Source organism: Oscillatoria salina IIICB1 (assembly GCF_020144665.1).
Lineage (GTDB): Bacteria > Cyanobacteriota > Cyanobacteriia > Cyanobacteriales > SIO1D9 > IIICB1.
Genome location: NZ_JAAHBQ010000041.1, coordinates 13,196 through 29,039 on the forward strand (window position 1 = coordinate 13,196; position 15,844 = coordinate 29,039).

General features: G+C 40.5%; 23 protein-coding genes. 9 read left to right on the plus strand and 14 right to left on the minus strand.

Going from position 1 to position 15,844, the window contains the following annotated elements; translation table 11 throughout:
• Positions 1-711 precede the first annotated feature (711 nt).
• The 3 genes from hypB to G3T18_RS13580 are packed head-to-tail and all read left to right on the plus strand — an operon-like array spanning position 712 to position 4,072.
• Positions 712-1,500 (plus strand): hydrogenase nickel incorporation protein HypB, encoded by a 789-nt coding sequence (gene hypB / locus G3T18_RS13570; RefSeq protein WP_224411101.1) that lies wholly within the window; start codon positions 712-714, stop codon positions 1,498-1,500.
• Positions 1,446-3,821 carry a carbamoyltransferase HypF gene (gene hypF, locus G3T18_RS13575; protein WP_318013968.1) on the plus strand — a complete coding sequence of 792 codons (2,376 nt, stop codon included), beginning with the start codon at positions 1,446-1,448 and terminating at the stop codon, positions 3,819-3,821. Before hypB ends, hypF begins: the two co-directional genes overlap by 55 nt.
• A 17-nt stretch (positions 3,822-3,838) precedes the next feature.
• Positions 3,839-4,072, plus strand: coding sequence for a HypC/HybG/HupF family hydrogenase formation chaperone (locus G3T18_RS13580; RefSeq protein WP_224411102.1), 234 nt, complete (start codon positions 3,839-3,841; stop codon positions 4,070-4,072).
• A gap of 141 nt (positions 4,073-4,213) precedes the next feature.
• On the opposite strand, the gene cysK is transcribed toward G3T18_RS13580, so the two are convergent.
• The 4 genes from cysK to G3T18_RS13600 are packed head-to-tail and all read right to left on the minus strand — an operon-like array spanning position 4,214 to position 6,481.
• Positions 4,214-5,152, minus strand: a complete 939-nt coding sequence (gene cysK, locus G3T18_RS13585) for a cysteine synthase A (protein WP_224411103.1) — start codon at positions 5,150-5,152, stop codon at positions 4,214-4,216.
• Positions 5,131-5,388: a DUF2933 domain-containing protein gene (locus tag G3T18_RS13590; RefSeq protein WP_224411104.1), complete on the minus strand. Its 258-nt coding sequence runs from the start codon at positions 5,386-5,388 to the stop codon at positions 5,131-5,133. The genes cysK and G3T18_RS13590 overlap by 22 nt, the downstream gene beginning before the upstream one ends.
• 59 nt (positions 5,389-5,447) lie before the next feature.
• Complete coding sequence (locus G3T18_RS13595; protein ID WP_224411105.1) at positions 5,448-6,230, minus strand: DUF305 domain-containing protein; 783 nt, start codon at positions 6,228-6,230, stop codon at positions 5,448-5,450.
• 26 nt (positions 6,231-6,256) lie between these two features.
• Positions 6,257-6,481 (minus strand): cupredoxin domain-containing protein, encoded by a 225-nt coding sequence (locus G3T18_RS13600; protein WP_224411106.1) that lies wholly within the window; start codon positions 6,479-6,481, stop codon positions 6,257-6,259.
• A gap of 479 nt (positions 6,482-6,960) precedes the next feature.
• Here G3T18_RS13600 and G3T18_RS13605 point away from each other — a divergent pair, with 479 nt between their 5' ends.
• The gene (locus tag G3T18_RS13605; protein ID WP_224411107.1) at positions 6,961-7,407 is read left to right on the plus strand and encodes a Tse2 family ADP-ribosyltransferase toxin; all 447 of its coding nucleotides are present in this window, start codon (positions 6,961-6,963) and stop codon (positions 7,405-7,407) included.
• A gap of 27 nt (positions 7,408-7,434) precedes the next feature.
• Positions 7,435-7,971 carry a hypothetical protein gene (locus G3T18_RS13610; RefSeq protein ID WP_224411108.1) on the plus strand — a complete coding sequence of 179 codons (537 nt, stop codon included), beginning with the start codon at positions 7,435-7,437 and terminating at the stop codon, positions 7,969-7,971.
• A gap of 2 nt (positions 7,972-7,973) precedes the next feature.
• On the opposite strand, the gene G3T18_RS13615 is transcribed toward G3T18_RS13610, so the two are convergent.
• The 4 genes from G3T18_RS13615 to G3T18_RS13630 form a co-directional block, all read right to left on the minus strand.
• The gene (locus tag G3T18_RS13615) at positions 7,974-8,165 is read right to left on the minus strand and encodes a hypothetical protein (RefSeq protein WP_224411109.1); all 192 of its coding nucleotides are present in this window, start codon (positions 8,163-8,165) and stop codon (positions 7,974-7,976) included.
• Between the two features lie 130 nt (positions 8,166-8,295).
• The gene (locus G3T18_RS25900; protein WP_397333949.1) at positions 8,296-8,622 is read right to left on the minus strand and encodes an NACHT C-terminal alpha/beta 1 domain-containing protein; all 327 of its coding nucleotides are present in this window, start codon (positions 8,620-8,622) and stop codon (positions 8,296-8,298) included.
• A 38-nt stretch (positions 8,623-8,660) separates the two neighbouring features.
• Positions 8,661-9,179, minus strand: coding sequence for a ubiquinone biosynthesis protein COQ4 (locus G3T18_RS13625; RefSeq protein ID WP_224411111.1), 519 nt, complete (start codon positions 9,177-9,179; stop codon positions 8,661-8,663).
• Between the two features lie 161 nt (positions 9,180-9,340).
• The gene (locus G3T18_RS13630) at positions 9,341-9,631 is read right to left on the minus strand and encodes a hypothetical protein (protein ID WP_224411112.1); all 291 of its coding nucleotides are present in this window, start codon (positions 9,629-9,631) and stop codon (positions 9,341-9,343) included.
• 199 nt (positions 9,632-9,830) lie between these two features.
• Between G3T18_RS13630 and G3T18_RS13635 the strand changes: the two genes are divergently transcribed.
• From G3T18_RS13635 to G3T18_RS13645, 3 genes are read left to right on the plus strand one after another with little or no spacing between them, the layout of a single operon-like run.
• On the plus strand, positions 9,831-10,322 hold the full coding sequence (locus G3T18_RS13635) for a hypothetical protein (protein WP_224411113.1): 492 nt from the start codon (positions 9,831-9,833) through the stop codon (positions 10,320-10,322).
• A 3-nt stretch (positions 10,323-10,325) separates the two neighbouring features.
• Positions 10,326-11,225, plus strand: a complete 900-nt coding sequence (locus G3T18_RS13640) for an NB-ARC domain-containing protein (protein ID WP_224411114.1) — start codon at positions 10,326-10,328, stop codon at positions 11,223-11,225.
• Positions 11,226-11,273: 48 nt separating this feature from the next.
• Positions 11,274-11,495 (plus strand): hypothetical protein, encoded by a 222-nt coding sequence (locus tag G3T18_RS13645; protein WP_224411115.1) that lies wholly within the window; start codon positions 11,274-11,276, stop codon positions 11,493-11,495.
• Between the two features lie 36 nt (positions 11,496-11,531).
• Here G3T18_RS13645 and G3T18_RS13650 read toward each other — a convergent pair whose 3' ends face one another.
• Both G3T18_RS13650 and G3T18_RS13655 read right to left on the minus strand, forming a co-directional pair.
• The gene (locus tag G3T18_RS13650; RefSeq protein ID WP_224411116.1) at positions 11,532-11,945 is read right to left on the minus strand and encodes a type II toxin-antitoxin system VapC family toxin; all 414 of its coding nucleotides are present in this window, start codon (positions 11,943-11,945) and stop codon (positions 11,532-11,534) included.
• The gene (locus G3T18_RS13655; protein ID WP_224411117.1) at positions 11,938-12,171 is read right to left on the minus strand and encodes a hypothetical protein; all 234 of its coding nucleotides are present in this window, start codon (positions 12,169-12,171) and stop codon (positions 11,938-11,940) included. The genes G3T18_RS13650 and G3T18_RS13655 overlap by 8 nt, the downstream gene beginning before the upstream one ends.
• Positions 12,172-12,440: 269 nt before the next feature.
• On the opposite strand from G3T18_RS13655, the gene G3T18_RS13660 reads away from it, so the two are divergent.
• Positions 12,441-13,268 (plus strand): COP23 domain-containing protein, encoded by an 828-nt coding sequence (locus tag G3T18_RS13660; RefSeq protein WP_224411118.1) that lies wholly within the window; start codon positions 12,441-12,443, stop codon positions 13,266-13,268.
• 150 nt (positions 13,269-13,418) lie between these two features.
• On the opposite strand, the gene G3T18_RS13665 is transcribed toward G3T18_RS13660, so the two are convergent.
• The 4 genes from G3T18_RS13665 to G3T18_RS13680 form a co-directional block, all read right to left on the minus strand.
• Positions 13,419-13,955, minus strand: coding sequence for a Dps family protein (locus tag G3T18_RS13665; RefSeq protein ID WP_224411119.1), 537 nt, complete (start codon positions 13,953-13,955; stop codon positions 13,419-13,421).
• A gap of 141 nt (positions 13,956-14,096) precedes the next feature.
• Positions 14,097-14,741, minus strand: coding sequence for a nucleotide exchange factor GrpE (gene grpE / locus G3T18_RS13670; RefSeq protein WP_224411120.1), 645 nt, complete (start codon positions 14,739-14,741; stop codon positions 14,097-14,099).
• 95 nt (positions 14,742-14,836) lie between these two features.
• On the minus strand, positions 14,837-15,325 hold the full coding sequence (locus G3T18_RS13675) for a Dps family protein (RefSeq protein ID WP_224411121.1): 489 nt from the start codon (positions 15,323-15,325) through the stop codon (positions 14,837-14,839).
• Between the two features lie 122 nt (positions 15,326-15,447).
• Positions 15,448-15,711, minus strand: coding sequence for a ParB N-terminal domain-containing protein (locus tag G3T18_RS13680; RefSeq protein ID WP_224411122.1), 264 nt, complete (start codon positions 15,709-15,711; stop codon positions 15,448-15,450).
• Positions 15,712-15,844: the final 133 nt, after the last annotated feature.

The following is a 15,844-nucleotide window of genomic DNA, read 5'->3' on the forward strand; positions in this document are numbered from 1 at the left end:
AATATTGCCCAAAATACTCACTGATAAATTGAAACTGTTTCCGGAATTGAATCTTGTCAAAAATGTCAATTAAATTTTACTCACTCTGACTGTAGTTATGACTTTTTTCGCGAAAAATCAACAAGAAAAAGAACTAAACTTAGTATTAATGGAGATTGCTGACAATGTATCAAAATCAAGAAAATATTGCTCAAAATGCTCGCTGAAAACTTGAAACTGTTTCCGTCATCAAACCCGATCGGAAATGTTAATTAAATTTCACTGTTTCTGACTTAATTTCTGACTATCCTCGCCGAAATATCTACCAGAAAAATAACGAAAATCATGGTTATTGGAGATTGCTCAAAATGTATCAAAATCAAGAAAATATTGCTCAAAATGCTCGCTGAAAACTTGAAACTGTTTCCGGAATTGAAGCTTGTCAAAAATGTCAATTAAATTTCACTCACTCTGACTGTAGTTATGACTTTTTTCGCGGAAAATTAACAAGAAAAGAACTAAACTTAGTATTAATGGAGATTGCTCAAAATGTATCAAAATCAAGAAAATATTGCTCAAAATGCTCGCTGAAAACTTGAAACTGTTTCCGTCATCAAACCCAGTCGAAAATGTTAATTGAAGTTCACTGTTTCTGACTTAATTTCTGACTATCTTCGCGGAAATACCCACCAGGAAAATAACAAACGTTAGTATTATTGGAGATTACTTAAAATGTGTCAAGATTGTGGTTGCAATAATGTAAATAAAGTAGAAATTGATGGTGTAACTTACCATAACCACAGCCATCATTCCCATCCTCATACTCATCCTCATAAACATTCCCATCATTCTCCTAGAGAGGTAACAATTACTCGCGGAATTCTCTCCAAAAACGATCGTTTAGCAGCACAAAATCGCGATCATTTTCAGTCCCAAAGTATCTATACCCTTAACCTTTTATCTTCTCCCGGTTCCGGAAAAACTGCCTTAATTGAACGGACGTTAAAAGATACAGGAAATGAGCTAAAAATTGGCGTAATTGTCGGAGACTTAGAAACTGATAATGATGCCCAAAGAATCCGCAACAGCAATGCCCCAGCCATTCAAATTACCACCGGAAATGCTTGTCATTTAGAAGCCGAAATGATTGCTAAAGCGATGAAACAATTAGATTTATCCGCGTTAAATTTACTAATCATTGAAAATGTCGGTAATTTAGTTTGTCCCGCCGCTTATGACTTAGGAGAAACCCTGCGAGTTGTCTTACTTTCTACCACAGAAGGAGAAGATAAACCCCTCAAATATCCCACTACCTTTAAAACCGCCCAAGTAGTTATTGTCAATAAAATTGACATTGCCGAAGTGGTGGGATTCGATCGCGAAAAAGCCATGACCAATATTCAAAAAGTTGCCCCCCAAGCAACCATTTTTGCAGTCTCAGCCAAAACCGGAGAAGGCATGAATCAGTGGTATACTTATCTACGGAAAATGCTCCCAAAAAATCAGGCAGTGATGGTCTAATTATGATGGTGAATTTCCCAGAAAAATCTACCCTTTGCCAACGCCTTGTTATTCATATTCAAGGAGTTGTTCAAGGGGTGGGTTTTCGTCCATTTATCTATTGCCTTGCCACCGAATTAGAATTGAAAGGATGGGTGAATAATTCTCCTCAAGGTGTCACCATTGAAGTTGAGGGAAATCAAGCCCAATTAAAGACATTTTTAGCACAACTCGATCGCCGCAAACCAGACCATGCTGAAATTCACCAAATAGAAACGGTTTGGCTACCCTTATACGGCTATACGAATTTTGAAATTCGTCCCTCCGAGACAACCACAAGCAAGTCGGCGGTAATTTTGCCTGATTTAGCCACTTGTCCCCAGTGTTTAGCGGAGATTTTCAATCCAGAAAATCGTCGTTATCGCTATCCCTTTACTAATTGTACCCACTGTGGTCCTCGCTATAGTATTATCCAAGATTTGCCTTACGATCGCCCAAACACCACCATGAGGCATTTCCCTATGTGTGAGGTGTGTCAGCAAGAATACGAAAATCCTTTAAATCGAAGGTTTCACGCCCAACCTAATGCTTGTCCTGTTTGTGGACCTTATTTAAGTTTATGGGATAACCAAGGCAATGTCTTAGCAGAATACGATACGGCATTACAGGAAACAGTCAAAGCGATACGAGAAGGGAAAATTGTCGCGGTGAAGGGGTTGGGCGGATTTCATTTAGTGGTTGATGGACGCAATAACCATGCCGTGAGACAATTACGACAACGGAAACAGCGACCCGATAAACCTCTGGCGTTGATGTATCCTACTTTAGATCGCATCAAGCAAGATTGTCAGGTTTCCCCCTTGGAGGCGAAGCTGTTACAGTCGAGGGAAGCCCCCATTGTCTTATTACGTCGTCTTGAGAATGGCAGTATAACTTTTTCCGTTGCCCCAGGAAATCCCTATTTGGGGGTGATGTTACCTTATACTCCCCTGCATCATCTTTTGTTAGCGGAGTTAGGTTTTCCCATTGTCGCCACCAGTGGTAATCTATCTCAGGAACCGATCTGTACTGAGAATAGCAAAGCAGTAACCCAATTAGGGAAAATTGCTGATTTCCTGTTAGTACATAATCGCCCTATTGCCCGTCCGGTGGATGATTCCCTTCTCCGAGTTATGGGAAATCAAGAATTGGTCTTGCGTCGGGGGAGAGGCTATGCACCTTTACCAATTAAACTACAAACAAAGGTAAATGGGAATAAGTTTCCGGCAATTCTCGCGGTGGGCGGTCATCTGAAAAATACTGTAGCATTGTCTTATCAGGGACAAGTCCTGATCTCGCAACATATTGGGGACTTAGAGACACCGGAAACCCTGGAAAGATTTCGAGACACGATCGCCAACTTACAACAAATATACAATCTTCAGTTAGGCGCGATCGCCACAGATTTCCACCCTGATTATCAATCTACCCAATTCGCCCAATCTCTCGCCCAAACCTTAAACATTCCTTGTTTTCCTATACAACATCATTTTGCCCATGTTCTCTCCTCTATGGCAGAGAATAACATCCAACCTCCCGTTTTCGGAGTCGCCTGGGATGGTACGGGATATGGGTTAGATGGGACAATTTGGGGCGGAGAATTTTTACTGGTAAATGATTCTCACTTTCAACGAGTCGCCCATTTGCGTCCCTTTCCCCTACCTGGGGGAGAAAAAGCCACCCAAGAACCCCGACGTTCTGCGTTAGGATTACTTTATCAATGTTTTGGGGAAGACCTATTTTCCTTAACACATCTTGCCCCGATTCAGGCTTTTTCGTCACAAGAATTAACAATTCTGCAACAGATGTTACGGCGGGGAGTTAATACGCCGATGACCTCTAGTATAGGAAGATTATTTGACGCGATCGCCTCCCTCCTGAACCTAACCCAAATCACCAGCTTTGAGGGACAAGGGGCGATGCAACTCGAATTTCTGACAGTGAGACACAAAACCCAGGAAGCTTATCCTGTCCGCCTTACCAACACCATCCCCCTTCAGATAGATTGGCAGCCGATGGTACAGGCAATATTAACAGATATCCAAAACTCTCTTCCCCTACCAGAAATTAGCAGCAAATTTCATCATGCCTTAATTCAAAGCTTGGTGAAGATTGCCCACACCTGTCATCAATCCCAAGTAATTTTAACCGGAGGCTGTTTCCAAAATCAATATTTACTAGAAAATTCCCTCACCGCCTTAGAAAAAGCAGGTTTCTCAGCAATTGTTCATCATCATATTCCTCCCAATGATGGCGGAATTGCCCTCGGACAAATTCTCGGAGCCTTGTCCCAGTTAAAATAATTCACAGGAGTTTCACTATGTGTCTAGCCGTCCCTGGAAAAATCGTCACCATCCTCGAAAACCCCCAAGACAACTCGGAACTACTCAGAAAAGGGAAAGTCAGCTTTGGCGGAGTGTTAAAAGAAGTCAGCCTCGCTTATGTCCCCGAAGCCAAAGTTGGAGACTACGTGATTGTTCATGTCGGATTTGCCCTAAGTATCCTCGACCCAGAAGAAGCCCAACGAACCTTAAGAGACTTTGCACAATTTTAACCCGATTCAACATCTCTCTATAGCAGAGAATGAGTTAGCTCAAGACATCCTCATTTTCAGAAAACCTTGCTAGCATAGGCTTCAATCGTTGTTCACTGTTCAAGGAGGGGCTAATAACCCAAGTTTTTTGGTAACTGCCAACTAATTTAAGTCTTGAAAGAGAGCCGTGCTTAAATAGCGCTCCCCGAAACTCGGCTGAATCATGACAATCAAGCGTCCTTTATTTTCTGGACGTTTAGCCACGCGGATAGCAGCGCACAGAGCAGCACCACTAGAAATGCCAGAAAGCAATCCTTCTTCAAAGGCGAGGCGGCGCCCGTAAGCAAGTGCTTCATCATCACTAACAGCAATTACCTCATCAATCAATTCAACCTTGAGGATTTCGGGAATAAAACCCGCACCAATACCTTGAATCTTATGAGATCCTGGAGATCCTCCCGAAAGAACAGAGCTGTTCGCAGGTTCGACAGCGATCGCCTTAAAATTCGGTTTACGCTGTTTGATCGCCTCAGCAATGCCGGTAATGGTGCCACCTGTACCAACCCCAGCAATGAGAATATCCACTTGACCCTCTGTATCTGCCCAAATTTCTGCGGCTGTCGTCTGGCGATGGATTTTAGGATTGGCTAGATTTTGGAACTGTTGCGGTATATAGGCATTAGGCGTACTCGCCGCAATCTCTTGAGCGCGAACGATCGCACCTTTCATTCCCTCGATTCCTGGGGTTAGTTGCAACTCAGCACCATAGGCTTTCAGCATCGCCCGTCGTTCCAGACTCATCGTTTCCGGCATCGTCAAGATTAAGCGATAACCTTTAGCTGCTGCCACCATCGCCAGAGCAATACCCGTATTGCCAGAAGTCGGCTCGATGATAACTGTTTTTCCGGGTTGAATCTGACCCGCTTCCTCAGCTTCCCGAATCATACTGATACCAATGCGGTCTTTCACGGATGCGGCTGGATTCATCCCCTCCAATTTAACAACAATCTGCGCTACACAACCCTCAGCTTGGGGAATTCGATTTAGTTGAACCAGGGGAGTACAACCAATTAATTCAGTTACATCATGGGCAATTCGCATAATTTCTTTTCTCCAAAAAAGTCAGTTTCATTACTACAGTTAAAAATTTTTCCGACTGTGTTTAGATGCACCACCAAAGCACGGTATGTAAATAACCACGGTAGGACAGGAACTAGGTGAGCTAAATGTTCGGTGAAGAGAAAGAAAGCAGCAATACTCAAGAAGACGTACAGGGCAATTTTAGCTGGACTTAGCCATCCACCACCAGAACTAGAGCGATGATCTTTGTGAGCCATAAAAGCCTCTAGAAAAACTATTTTTCTCTGACTTGAATTGCATCAAGCCAGAGGGAAAACTATTGATACCAACTCTGATACCATTGCCGCATCTGCTCAATTTCGGCACTCTCTTCCTGGAGAATAGATTGTGCCAGATTGCGGATTTCAGGACGATTACTATCGAGTACCATCCCAGCCATCATCACTGCCATTTTCTGATGGGGAATCATCTGTTCGATGAAAGCTTTGTCAAAATCAGGAGCATTTTTTAGGGCTTCTAAATCCACAGCCATCATGTTCATTCCGCCCATCATATTCATCATCTCGATCGTATTCATGTCTTGATGCCTGGGCATTTCTTGATTTGCTCCCAGATGTCTACCTGTACCCGAAGACAGGGATATGTCTTGATTTCCTCCCAAATGTATAGGCATCCCCATTTCTGATACCGCAGGCACTTCGGTACCATACCACTGTTTGTACCAAGCTTCTATTTGCTCAATTTCTCGGTTTCGCTCTCTCTGGATAGCTTGGGCAAATTGTTTAATTTCAGGACGCTGAGCTTTGTCCAATGCCAGGTTTGTCATCTCCTCCGTGATTTGATAATGATGAATCATCATGGGAATAAAGTGCTGTTCCGCTTGTGGATGATTCATCATTCCCATACTTGGAGTTGCAGTAGTTCCAGACTGTTTGAGATGATGAGTATTTTGTTCTAACGGCTTTTCTTGGCTCTGAGCAAAAGGATTTTCTCCTGTTATTCGGACTTCAGCTTGGCTCTGATTTGTCATTGCTAACCCAGCAATTATACCGACTGTCGCTAAACTAATAAAGCCGTACATCAAATATTTCTTGTTCATGGTTCTACCTCATTTCTACAGGTTACTCATTCTTGTACATCCACCACACCCTGAAACATCTTCATGCCGCAGGTAAATAGATATTCCCCGACTGCTTGAGGGGTGAATTCCACTGTGGTTGTTTCATTGAGGAGCAAATTGGCGGTAATGCCAAAGTCAGGTAATAAAACGTCGCTTAAGCACCCACTCTTGTCTTTGCGGAAAAATTTCATTCGTAACCACATATACAGACGCAAATGCAGTTTTTCCATAACTAGCTCCCGTTACTTGAAGGAGTGGCAAAAAAGTTGATTCTGTTAGGTTTAACTAATCTCTAGGGCATAATGTAAATCACTCAACTTTTACCGATATTTATAAAATATCCAGTTAACTAGAGAGTCAAGATATCGTACAAAACTTTACTTTTAATCATTTGATTTTGTCGCTCAAACTTGCTGGTAAAAAAAATATAAGTTATTTAATTATTTCACAAAAAAATGAAATTAAAATGAAATAGCGATAACAACAAGTTGAAAGATCTTCTGGTCGTAAGTTAAGGGGGAGTCTAGAAACCTGGTTTCTTATCGGTTTAATGCGGATAATTGCTTCCGTTGGCTGTAAGGGGTTGGCTAAAATAGCCGGATTAGTAATATAGGAGTAAAATTCTGCTAAAACCTGCGATGAGACACACAAAATTTCCCTCTTGTTTGCTCTTTGCAGCACAACGATCGCCTGTTGAAAAAGTTAACTGATGACAAAACTTTACTATCGCGGTATGGCAGATCAAAATGGTAAGCCTAAAATAGGTCGTAGTGCTAGATTATTAGGCGTTAGACCTGGTATTGACATCGATATTGAAGAAATGCCTACAGGTTATCTGAATGAGCAAGGTTATTTATTACCAGAGTCAAAACGGGAGTTTCAAGGAGAGCTTGTTACTGTGGCAGTAAGGAATACAAAAGGAATGTCTGTTTCTCTTTCAATTGAAGGTTTACCCGCATTTCGCCGACCTGCAAAATTTGGTGGGACTGGAAAAGAGCCCCTATGGCAAATTGACGATCAAAACATTATTAGAGATTTGCAGGCTGTGCAAGATAGCCCGACGCACGTTAGCATCTTGCCAAGAGTTACAATGTCTTTGGAACGGTATGAGATAGCATTGGCAAATACCCAAAATCAGTGGGAAAGAGTGGATTAACTTTATCTATTATAGGAGTTTCTAATAATGGCATGGCTCTTCAGTTTATCAGCAGAATGTGGCTCTGAGGAAAGGAAAGTTAATCAATTTGCCCAACACTTTGAGGGAAGAGAATGGCTACTCTCAAATCGTCGCCAGTGCCAATGTGGTACAGACACTTTTCAAGATATAGAAGAAAACTGGTGGTGTCGAGTTTATCCTAATAATACGAGTGAAGTGGGAATTGATAGTCCTGAAAGTGCTTATGTAATGACAGAATTAGGGATTTTACTTTATCAAACTCTACGGTTTGCCCCTCCGTTTCGCTATGCTTTAGTTGGTGTTGAAGTTGATGAATTTAGAACCTATAGCGAACTAATTGAGGATTTGTCTAACTTATCTATCCCAGGATTAGTTTTAGCAAAAGAACTTAATGAGGAACTAGAAACATTACCACTTTTTCAACCATTTAGCCCTAGTCATGTTTGGCAACCATACCAGGGTGAAGTCTATAATCCATTGAGTGCATCCCCAGACTTAAACAACAAGTTGAAAGAGCTTCAAGCCAGACTTCTCCTCGGTTAGGACTACTCATAATCTGCTTCTTGTTCGTCTAAGGCTAAAAATATTTCTTCTGCATTGAGGACTAAATCCTCGTCTGTTAGGGGGGGAACGTCAAAATTGATAACGCGCTTGAGTATTTCTGCTGCAATTACCTGTTGTTCTGTATCCGGCAATTCATCAAAGGTTTTGAGAAGCTCTTGAGCTAGGGTATTCATAGGAGTTCAGCCAGTTTCTCTACCCAAAATCAGGTTTTGAGGTTAATTCCAATTTTATCCCATAAAGCCAGAAACCCGGTTTCTTCAATCCTTGGGTAAGCAGCAAAAATGATCGCACAAACCCGGTTTCTTAAATCTCCTCTAACCAGGTTTCAATCGCAGAGATTAGATTCGGTTGATTGGGGGGAAAGCCTTTTAACGGCGCTTCTAGGGGGTTCTCGGTTAACCAGGAAATGGCTACGGTGTCGGTAAGTTTGTGGCAAAATGCAATTAATTCTGGGGTGGGATGTTCGCATTCTGTTAGCAGCAAGTTGAGTTTGGGTAGGTTGAGAGTGAGTTTGAGTTGCTTGAGGCTGCGGCGAAGTTGGGCGAGTGTGGTAACTTCGGGATAGAGTTCGTTGGGAAGGGCTTTTTCCCAGATGAGTTCGCAGAGGATTTGGGGGTTGAGGATGAGGATGGACTGGTTTTACAATAGCCCAGTACCTACCACATAACTTAAAGAACCACTATATTATAATTTTCCCTAACAGTTTTAATTGAAAGTAATAAATCGTTCTCAAATTGCCAAGATTCAAATAAATTTCCCTTAACCTTCAATCCAACATCGAAAAAACTAGCAATTTTGACAAAATCAAGATCGGGCTTATGAGAAACTGATTCTAATATCTGACTGATAAAAGGTAGGAGACAAAGTTCTGATTTTTTTTGTGCCAATAAGCCGCACTCAAAAGCCATGACCTCTGCTTCTCCCTGATCTTCAACATCACTGTCAATCAGTATATGGTGTAGATCGTGAACTAAAATGTATCGTGCTGGAAATCCATTTTTATCATTAGGTTGGGGTATTGAGGGGTTGTTTAAGTAATGATCGTAAAGACTTTTTCCCAATGAATTAGATGGATATAATTTTAAGGTATTTACATTAATTTCGTTACCACCTGTCAAGCCTATAGTAAACTCATGTAAAGCCTGAATCGTTTTTTTGTTGGTTGGAAGATTGATTATAGAAATCATAAAAATTGTCTAATTTTTGAATCGTTAACTTGTAAAAAATTGAGGCAAATAAATCATGTCAATATTGCACTTAAAAGGTAAGTTTTAGTCCTCCCTTTTGGGGAAGGGAGAACCGATATAAAGATGGATACCCCGCCTATTTCAAGCAAGGAGTTAACTAATTAAGCCTCTACCAATGTTTTGGTTTCGCGCTGTGAAGACACACAAGCCACTCGAATTAAGCTAAATAATCCCCATCGTACAGAATCCAAGTTCAAATGGTTTTGATCGTATCCAGTTTGTGAAGCAGAGATCACGAAATCAAGATCATTTTTATCCAAATCAATTTGATTATCTTTCGCAATATTCACAAGAGTATCGATTGCATCTTGAGGGTTATCAATTTCAGAAAATTGATCTCGCAATGCTGGAGAAACCAAGACTAGATTGTAAATTTTTTGAAGTTTTTCCATAATTAGCTGACGTTTTTGTAAAACAAATATTGGGCTAATTATAACCAAGTTCATATTAAAGTACAATTGGAAAATATCTGATTTTCTCTGATCTTCTGTTGCAAAATATTACAAAAAATTATAAAACATCGGAAATAATTGGAAAAAATAGGATCGAGTTGATCTACAATGCCTATGATGATTATCCTGTAAAGCTTTTATGGATGTAAACAAAGTCTTACAATTTGTCGATAAATTAGTGTTTGAAAATACTGGACAACATCTAAATGATGTCCAGAGGGCTGTGGTTGAGGGAACTTGGAACAGACAAACTTATGATGATATCGCCCACAACTGTCATCTCACTAAAAATCATGTGGCTGATGTGGGGTGTGAACTATGGCAAATTTTATCGACAGCATTAGATGAGGACATAAAAAAATCTAATTTTCGGTCTAATTTAGAGAGGGTATATGTCGAAAAATCTCAAAATATTTGTATTGGCACTAACCACAACTTTACTTTTGGTTCGCAAATTTTAAATCATTCTCAGAGTCATCTGACAGAAAACAATATAAATAATCAACAAAAATTACCATATCGAGATTTAACATTAGCTCCAAAAATTAAAAATTTTTGCGATAGAAAATCAGAAATAAAATTTCTTGAAAATTGGATTTTTAATCAAGACATTAGTTTGATTTCTATTTGAGGAATGTCTGGGATTGGAAAAACAACTTTAGTTAAAAAGTTTGTAGATAGCCATTTACAAAATTTTGAATTCATTATTTGGAAAAAATTCAGCCACCCTAAATCTTTAGATTTACTAATCGATGATGTATTGAAAGCGTTGCAGCCTCAAGTTGAAGTTGAAAAATCTATAGATGATAAGTTGAAGCAATTATTTAGTGTTTTTACAAAGCAGAAATGTTTAATTGTTCTTGATGATATTCACAACATCTTTGCCGAAGAACAATTTTCAGGACAATATCAAACTGCATATCAGAGTTATCAAACTTTATTTACTTTGATTTCAGAAACCGATCATCAGAGTCACGTTATCTTGATGAGTCAAGAAAAATGTTCAGAAATGGATAATTTGGACGACGAAATTTATTCAATTAGATGCTTAGAATTAATGGGTTTAAATGATCCAATTTGTTTTAAGAAAACGTCAGAAAATCAAGATATTTGGTTGCAAATTATTGATTTGTATGAAGGTAATCCTTTTTATATAAAGGAAATATCTCTTTTAGTCAAAGATGTTTTTGAGGGTCAGATAGAAGACTTTTTTTCAGCAGTAATGAGCGAACAAAAATCACCTATACTAACTAGCAAAATGCGCTCACATTTCGATCGACTTTTGAACAGACTCGCACCAATAGAACGGCTAATAATTTTAGAATTTAGTAAATTTGATCGACCCTTAGCAAGAGGTTATTTCCTACAAGCTTTAGATATTTCATTAACCGACTTTATGAATGGGCTGCAATCTTTGAAACGACGGTATATAGTCAGACAAATAGCTAATAGTACAAATGCAAATGAAGTCCTGTTTCAATTATCTCCAGTTTTGCAGCAGTATATTATCGACTTGACAAAGGGGGAAAATTAAACGACTATATAATTATTAAGAGTAGGTCAGCAAAGTGAGGTTTTATCAATGAGTAAATTGCATGATGTAGTCGAGGTAATAAAAGAACTTTCTCTGGATGAAAAACAGGAAATTCAATTGTTATTGCAGCAGTATATTCGGGAAGAACGCCGCGAGGATATTTTTGAGAATTTCCAATTAGCGCAGTTGGAAGAAAAAGCAGGTAAACTAAAGTTTTCTCATCAGATTAATGAGTTGAGACAAATGCTTGAGGAATGCTCGGATAATTAGAGTTTGTGATAATTCGACAATTAAATTTGCCAGAAGCTAGTTTGTTAGTAAGGCTCGGAATCCTGCTTGTTGGAAATGCCTATCAGCAGTTAGTGCATCGGTAATTCCTCTGTTTTGCATAACAACAAACGACAGACAATCTACTAACCCCCATTCTTTATCTTGTCGCTGTTTAAACAATTTTAATGCAGCAATATATAAATTCTCGGTTAATAAGACAATTTCGACATTAGGATCGGCTTGAAGGGATTCTAAAAGTAAGATTGCACCCCTTCTATATTTCGATTGTGAAAGAGCATTACCAATTTCAAGTAATATGGCTTGAGTAGTAACTAAACGAGCTTTACTAGCTTCAAGTTGATGAGACAATTGGACAGCCCGTGCATGATGTCGATCGGTAATTGAAGAAAGTGCGATCGCAAAGGAAGTATCTAAAAAAACTTCAATCATCTCTAGATTCAATCTCCCCAGACAAATAGCAATCGATGTTTTCAGACCAATCTGGTTCACCTTTTAGTTGCAAAGAACGAGCAGTTTGAAGAAATGTTTTGTCTGGTTGTTCTTGGGGTAAAATAGTTTCAACAATGATCCTAACCCTTGTACCTACATCTAAGTTTAAGGGGGATTCGAGTTGAAGAGATGTCCCATCAAATATTGCGTTAATTTTTTTGGTCATAATGGTTAAATTCCTCTCTACCCAGTTTGTTGATTGATAATTTCGACTAATTAAATATTAGCGTTTTTGAGGAAGTTATTGAAATATTGGACTAGGGGGTAGTAGGGGAGATGATGAGGTTTTAAGTATGGGTAAGAAATAATTGCGAAATTTCCGGATGTCGCGAAGTAGTACCCTGAAGGAACAAAGGCTAACTATCTGCGTCAAGAGACGCAATAGGGGAAGCAGTCACAAAGCTTAAATTTGCAAGCTAATAGGGGATAACAGCTATGTCAGTAAATAAACTAAAAACCGCGATCGCTCTTTCTCTTGGTGTTACTATGATAGTAGGTAGCGGTAGCACAACTACAGTCTTCGCTCAAGCGACGAACGATGCACCAGATATAATTATCGATACAGACTCCGGAAACACTGATACTAACGACACGAACACATCCTACGAAACACCGAGATTTACCTGTGAGTCAAATAACGGTCAACCTACGGTAATGTATCAACCAGACAGTCAACCAGGAGAAAAATATCCTTGGGCTGTTCCGGTAAGATTAGGAGGAGGTTGGACGGAACAACGACGTTGTGATGAAATAGCCCGTCGTTTGGAAGCTTACCGCTCTGATAATATGATGGAATTAAGTACGCGCAAGGAAGGTAACTACGATATTGTCTGCGTAACTTCCCAAGTAGTGCCAGCTTGTCGCATTGTCTTTACTGTACCACCAGGACAGAACCCTTGGGCAACACGCGATCGCGTTTTCCAAAATCTCCTCACAGCTAATAGCGGTGATTATACTCAAGGAGTTGTTACTTATAGCGGACAAAATAGCATTGAAGGACTCTTGAGAGGTAATTCTTCTCAACCTCAAGATATTGATTTACGTCCTTTCCTCGATGCTAATGACGGTGGTACAGCTACGAGAATTAATGACTCTCAAACGACTAACGCTACTGAACCTGAAACCAATAATACCTCGAATCCGGAGCCAGAAGAAGAAGCAACGAATACTCCTAGCGAAAATCGTCCTCGCAATGTACGAGATTTGCTAGATTTGATTTTACGTGAAACGATTAACGGTGGCGGATCTCGCTTACCATTCTAGATATGAGATTAGCCCTACCCAGGTTCAAAGGGTAGGGCTGATTTTTGGTTATCAAATCAGATAAAATGTCTGTTAAGGAGCGCTGAAGCGCTCACTACAAACGGGTACAATGTCTGTTAATGAGCGCTGAAACGCTCACTAGGAAACTAATTATACTTTAGCGGGAACTTTAGTATCTACAGCACTTTTCCCGTTAGGTGCAAGATTTTCACCTTCGATGAAGGAACGTAACATCCAAGCCATTTCTTCATGCTGTTCCATCAATCCAGTGATAAAATCTGCTGTACCTTCATCATGGTACTTTTCGCTGCAACTATCAATATCTTCACGCAAGTTGCGAATAATTTGTTCGTGAGTAACGACTAAATCTTCTACCATTTCGTTAGCGGTAGGAACGTCGCCACCATGCTCTTTAATTGTAGCGTGTTCGAGGAAGCCTGCCGCAGTACCTACCGGATAGCCACCTAAAGCGCGAATACGTTCGGCAGTTTCGTCAATGTTAACAGAAAGAATCTCATAATGTTCTTCCCAAATTTCGTGTAGCGATCTAAACTGGGGACCGACGACATCCCAATGGTATTTCTTCGTTTTAATGTTCAGCAGATAGAAATCTGACAAGTCGCGGTTGAGAATTTCGATCGTTCCTTGACGTTGCTGTTCGGATAAGCCTATATTTAAAGGACGCATATATTGTGTTCTCCTAATTATTGCCTCATTTCTATTGCAACAAATCTCAACAGAAGCGCCATCGGTCAAAGGTGAGATCGACAAATCAGTCGAGGGAACGAGGTTGAACATTATTGCCGAAATCAAAGCATAAAGCTAATTTTAAGACCCGATCGCGCTAACTTTCGCTCGATACAACAATTTATCTCCTTGTTTATAACCTAGATAATTTACCTTGACAAGATCGCCAGGTTGTGCTTTACCCTTAATTAATTGATGTTCTTGGGGATTATAAGGAACTTCTTCACCCACAGACGCGATCGCTTCTACTCCCCATTTTTGCAACAACTCTTCAATCGGTTTCACAATTGGCAGTAATCTCGTCGCGGGAATTTCTGGATTAGATTGCGCCTTAGCCGCCGCCGAGGGCCAATAAGTTAACCAAGATTCTAGCACATCTAAAGTTTCGCGCTGAAACTCTGCGGTTAAACTTTCTCGTTGCTGTTGCATTTTTTCTTGGAGGCGATCGTATTCTTGTCTTAAGGCTGCTAAATCTTCGGCATCTTGTAAAGAAGGAGACTGAGCAGAAAACGCTCTCACTAATTCACTCAAAGATATTCGTAAAGCTTGAGCGAGTTTTAACAGCACGTCAGTGCGAGTTTGCAAGACTAACCCATGCAGCAAGCGATAAATGTGTCGTCGAGCAATTCCCGCGATTTCGGCTAATTCCTCGTAGCTATTAATTTTCGCCTGCTGCATTAATTTTTGCAACAAATAAGTATTATTCCGATAAGTAGAACTTTCCATCAACACCAACTTGTTTACACCACACACCCGGATTGCCACTTCATTTGCGAGATTGAGGCTAAATAAGGGCGCACAACCATGCGCCCATACTAACCCTAACTAAGGATACTACGAAGCATCCAAGCATTCTTCTCGTGGATTTGCATCCGCGCTGTCAACAAGTCAGCAGTAGACTCGTCGTTAGCGCGATCGGCAGCCGGGAAGACAGAACGGGCTGTGCGGACTACAGCTTCGTTGCCTTCTACTAGCAAGCGTATCATTTGTTCGGCTTCAGGAATATCTGTAGTTTCTTCAATCGAAGCGAGTTCGCTAAACTGTTTGTAGCTACCTGGAGCAGGATAGCCCAATGTGCGAATGCGTTCGGCGATTTCATCCACTGCGGTAGCTAACTCTAGATACTCTTCTTCAAACAGGGTATGCAAAGATTGGAACAAAGGTCCGGTGACGTTCCAGTGGAAGTAGTGGGTTTTCAAGTAGAGGGTGTAGGTGTCTGCTAACAAACGTGCTAACCCTTCGGCAATTTCGTTGCGGTCTTTTTCTTCGATACCAATGTTTACTGGTACTGCTTTGTCACTGAGTTGCATTGCTGTCTCCTTGAGATAATAATGGAAATTTGAGGTTACGCGAAGTTAGAAACTTCTTAATTTTAAGCAATTGGCTGCTAATTACAGTTTATGCTTAGGTAATAGCGGTTTGAAGTGTTTTCTTAGGCAAGGTGCATTTTCAAAACCGATTTTGGCGCGTGGCGTACTCGACACCGAATCATTTCTTTTCCGAGTCGTTGGTGCGCTTCGTAACGGTGACAGCCCGAAAAACCGTAGTATTCTCCGTCTACTTCGAGGACATCAATCGGTTCTCGCAAACCCTCTGCGGCGATCGATTCCATCAAAGCTTGTACTTTATCGGGATCGGTTTGTCTGGGTAGAGGGCGGCGAATCTGTGCCACCGGGATTTCTTTAATTGCAACCATCGTTTGTCTGACTGCCTCCGCTTTCGATCTCTCTTATTTAAATCATAATCGTTATGACTTTGAGTTGCAACAATTCGATCGAACTGCCCTTGAGGGAAATTGGCAGTAAACTAGACAGTACCGCCCAAAATTG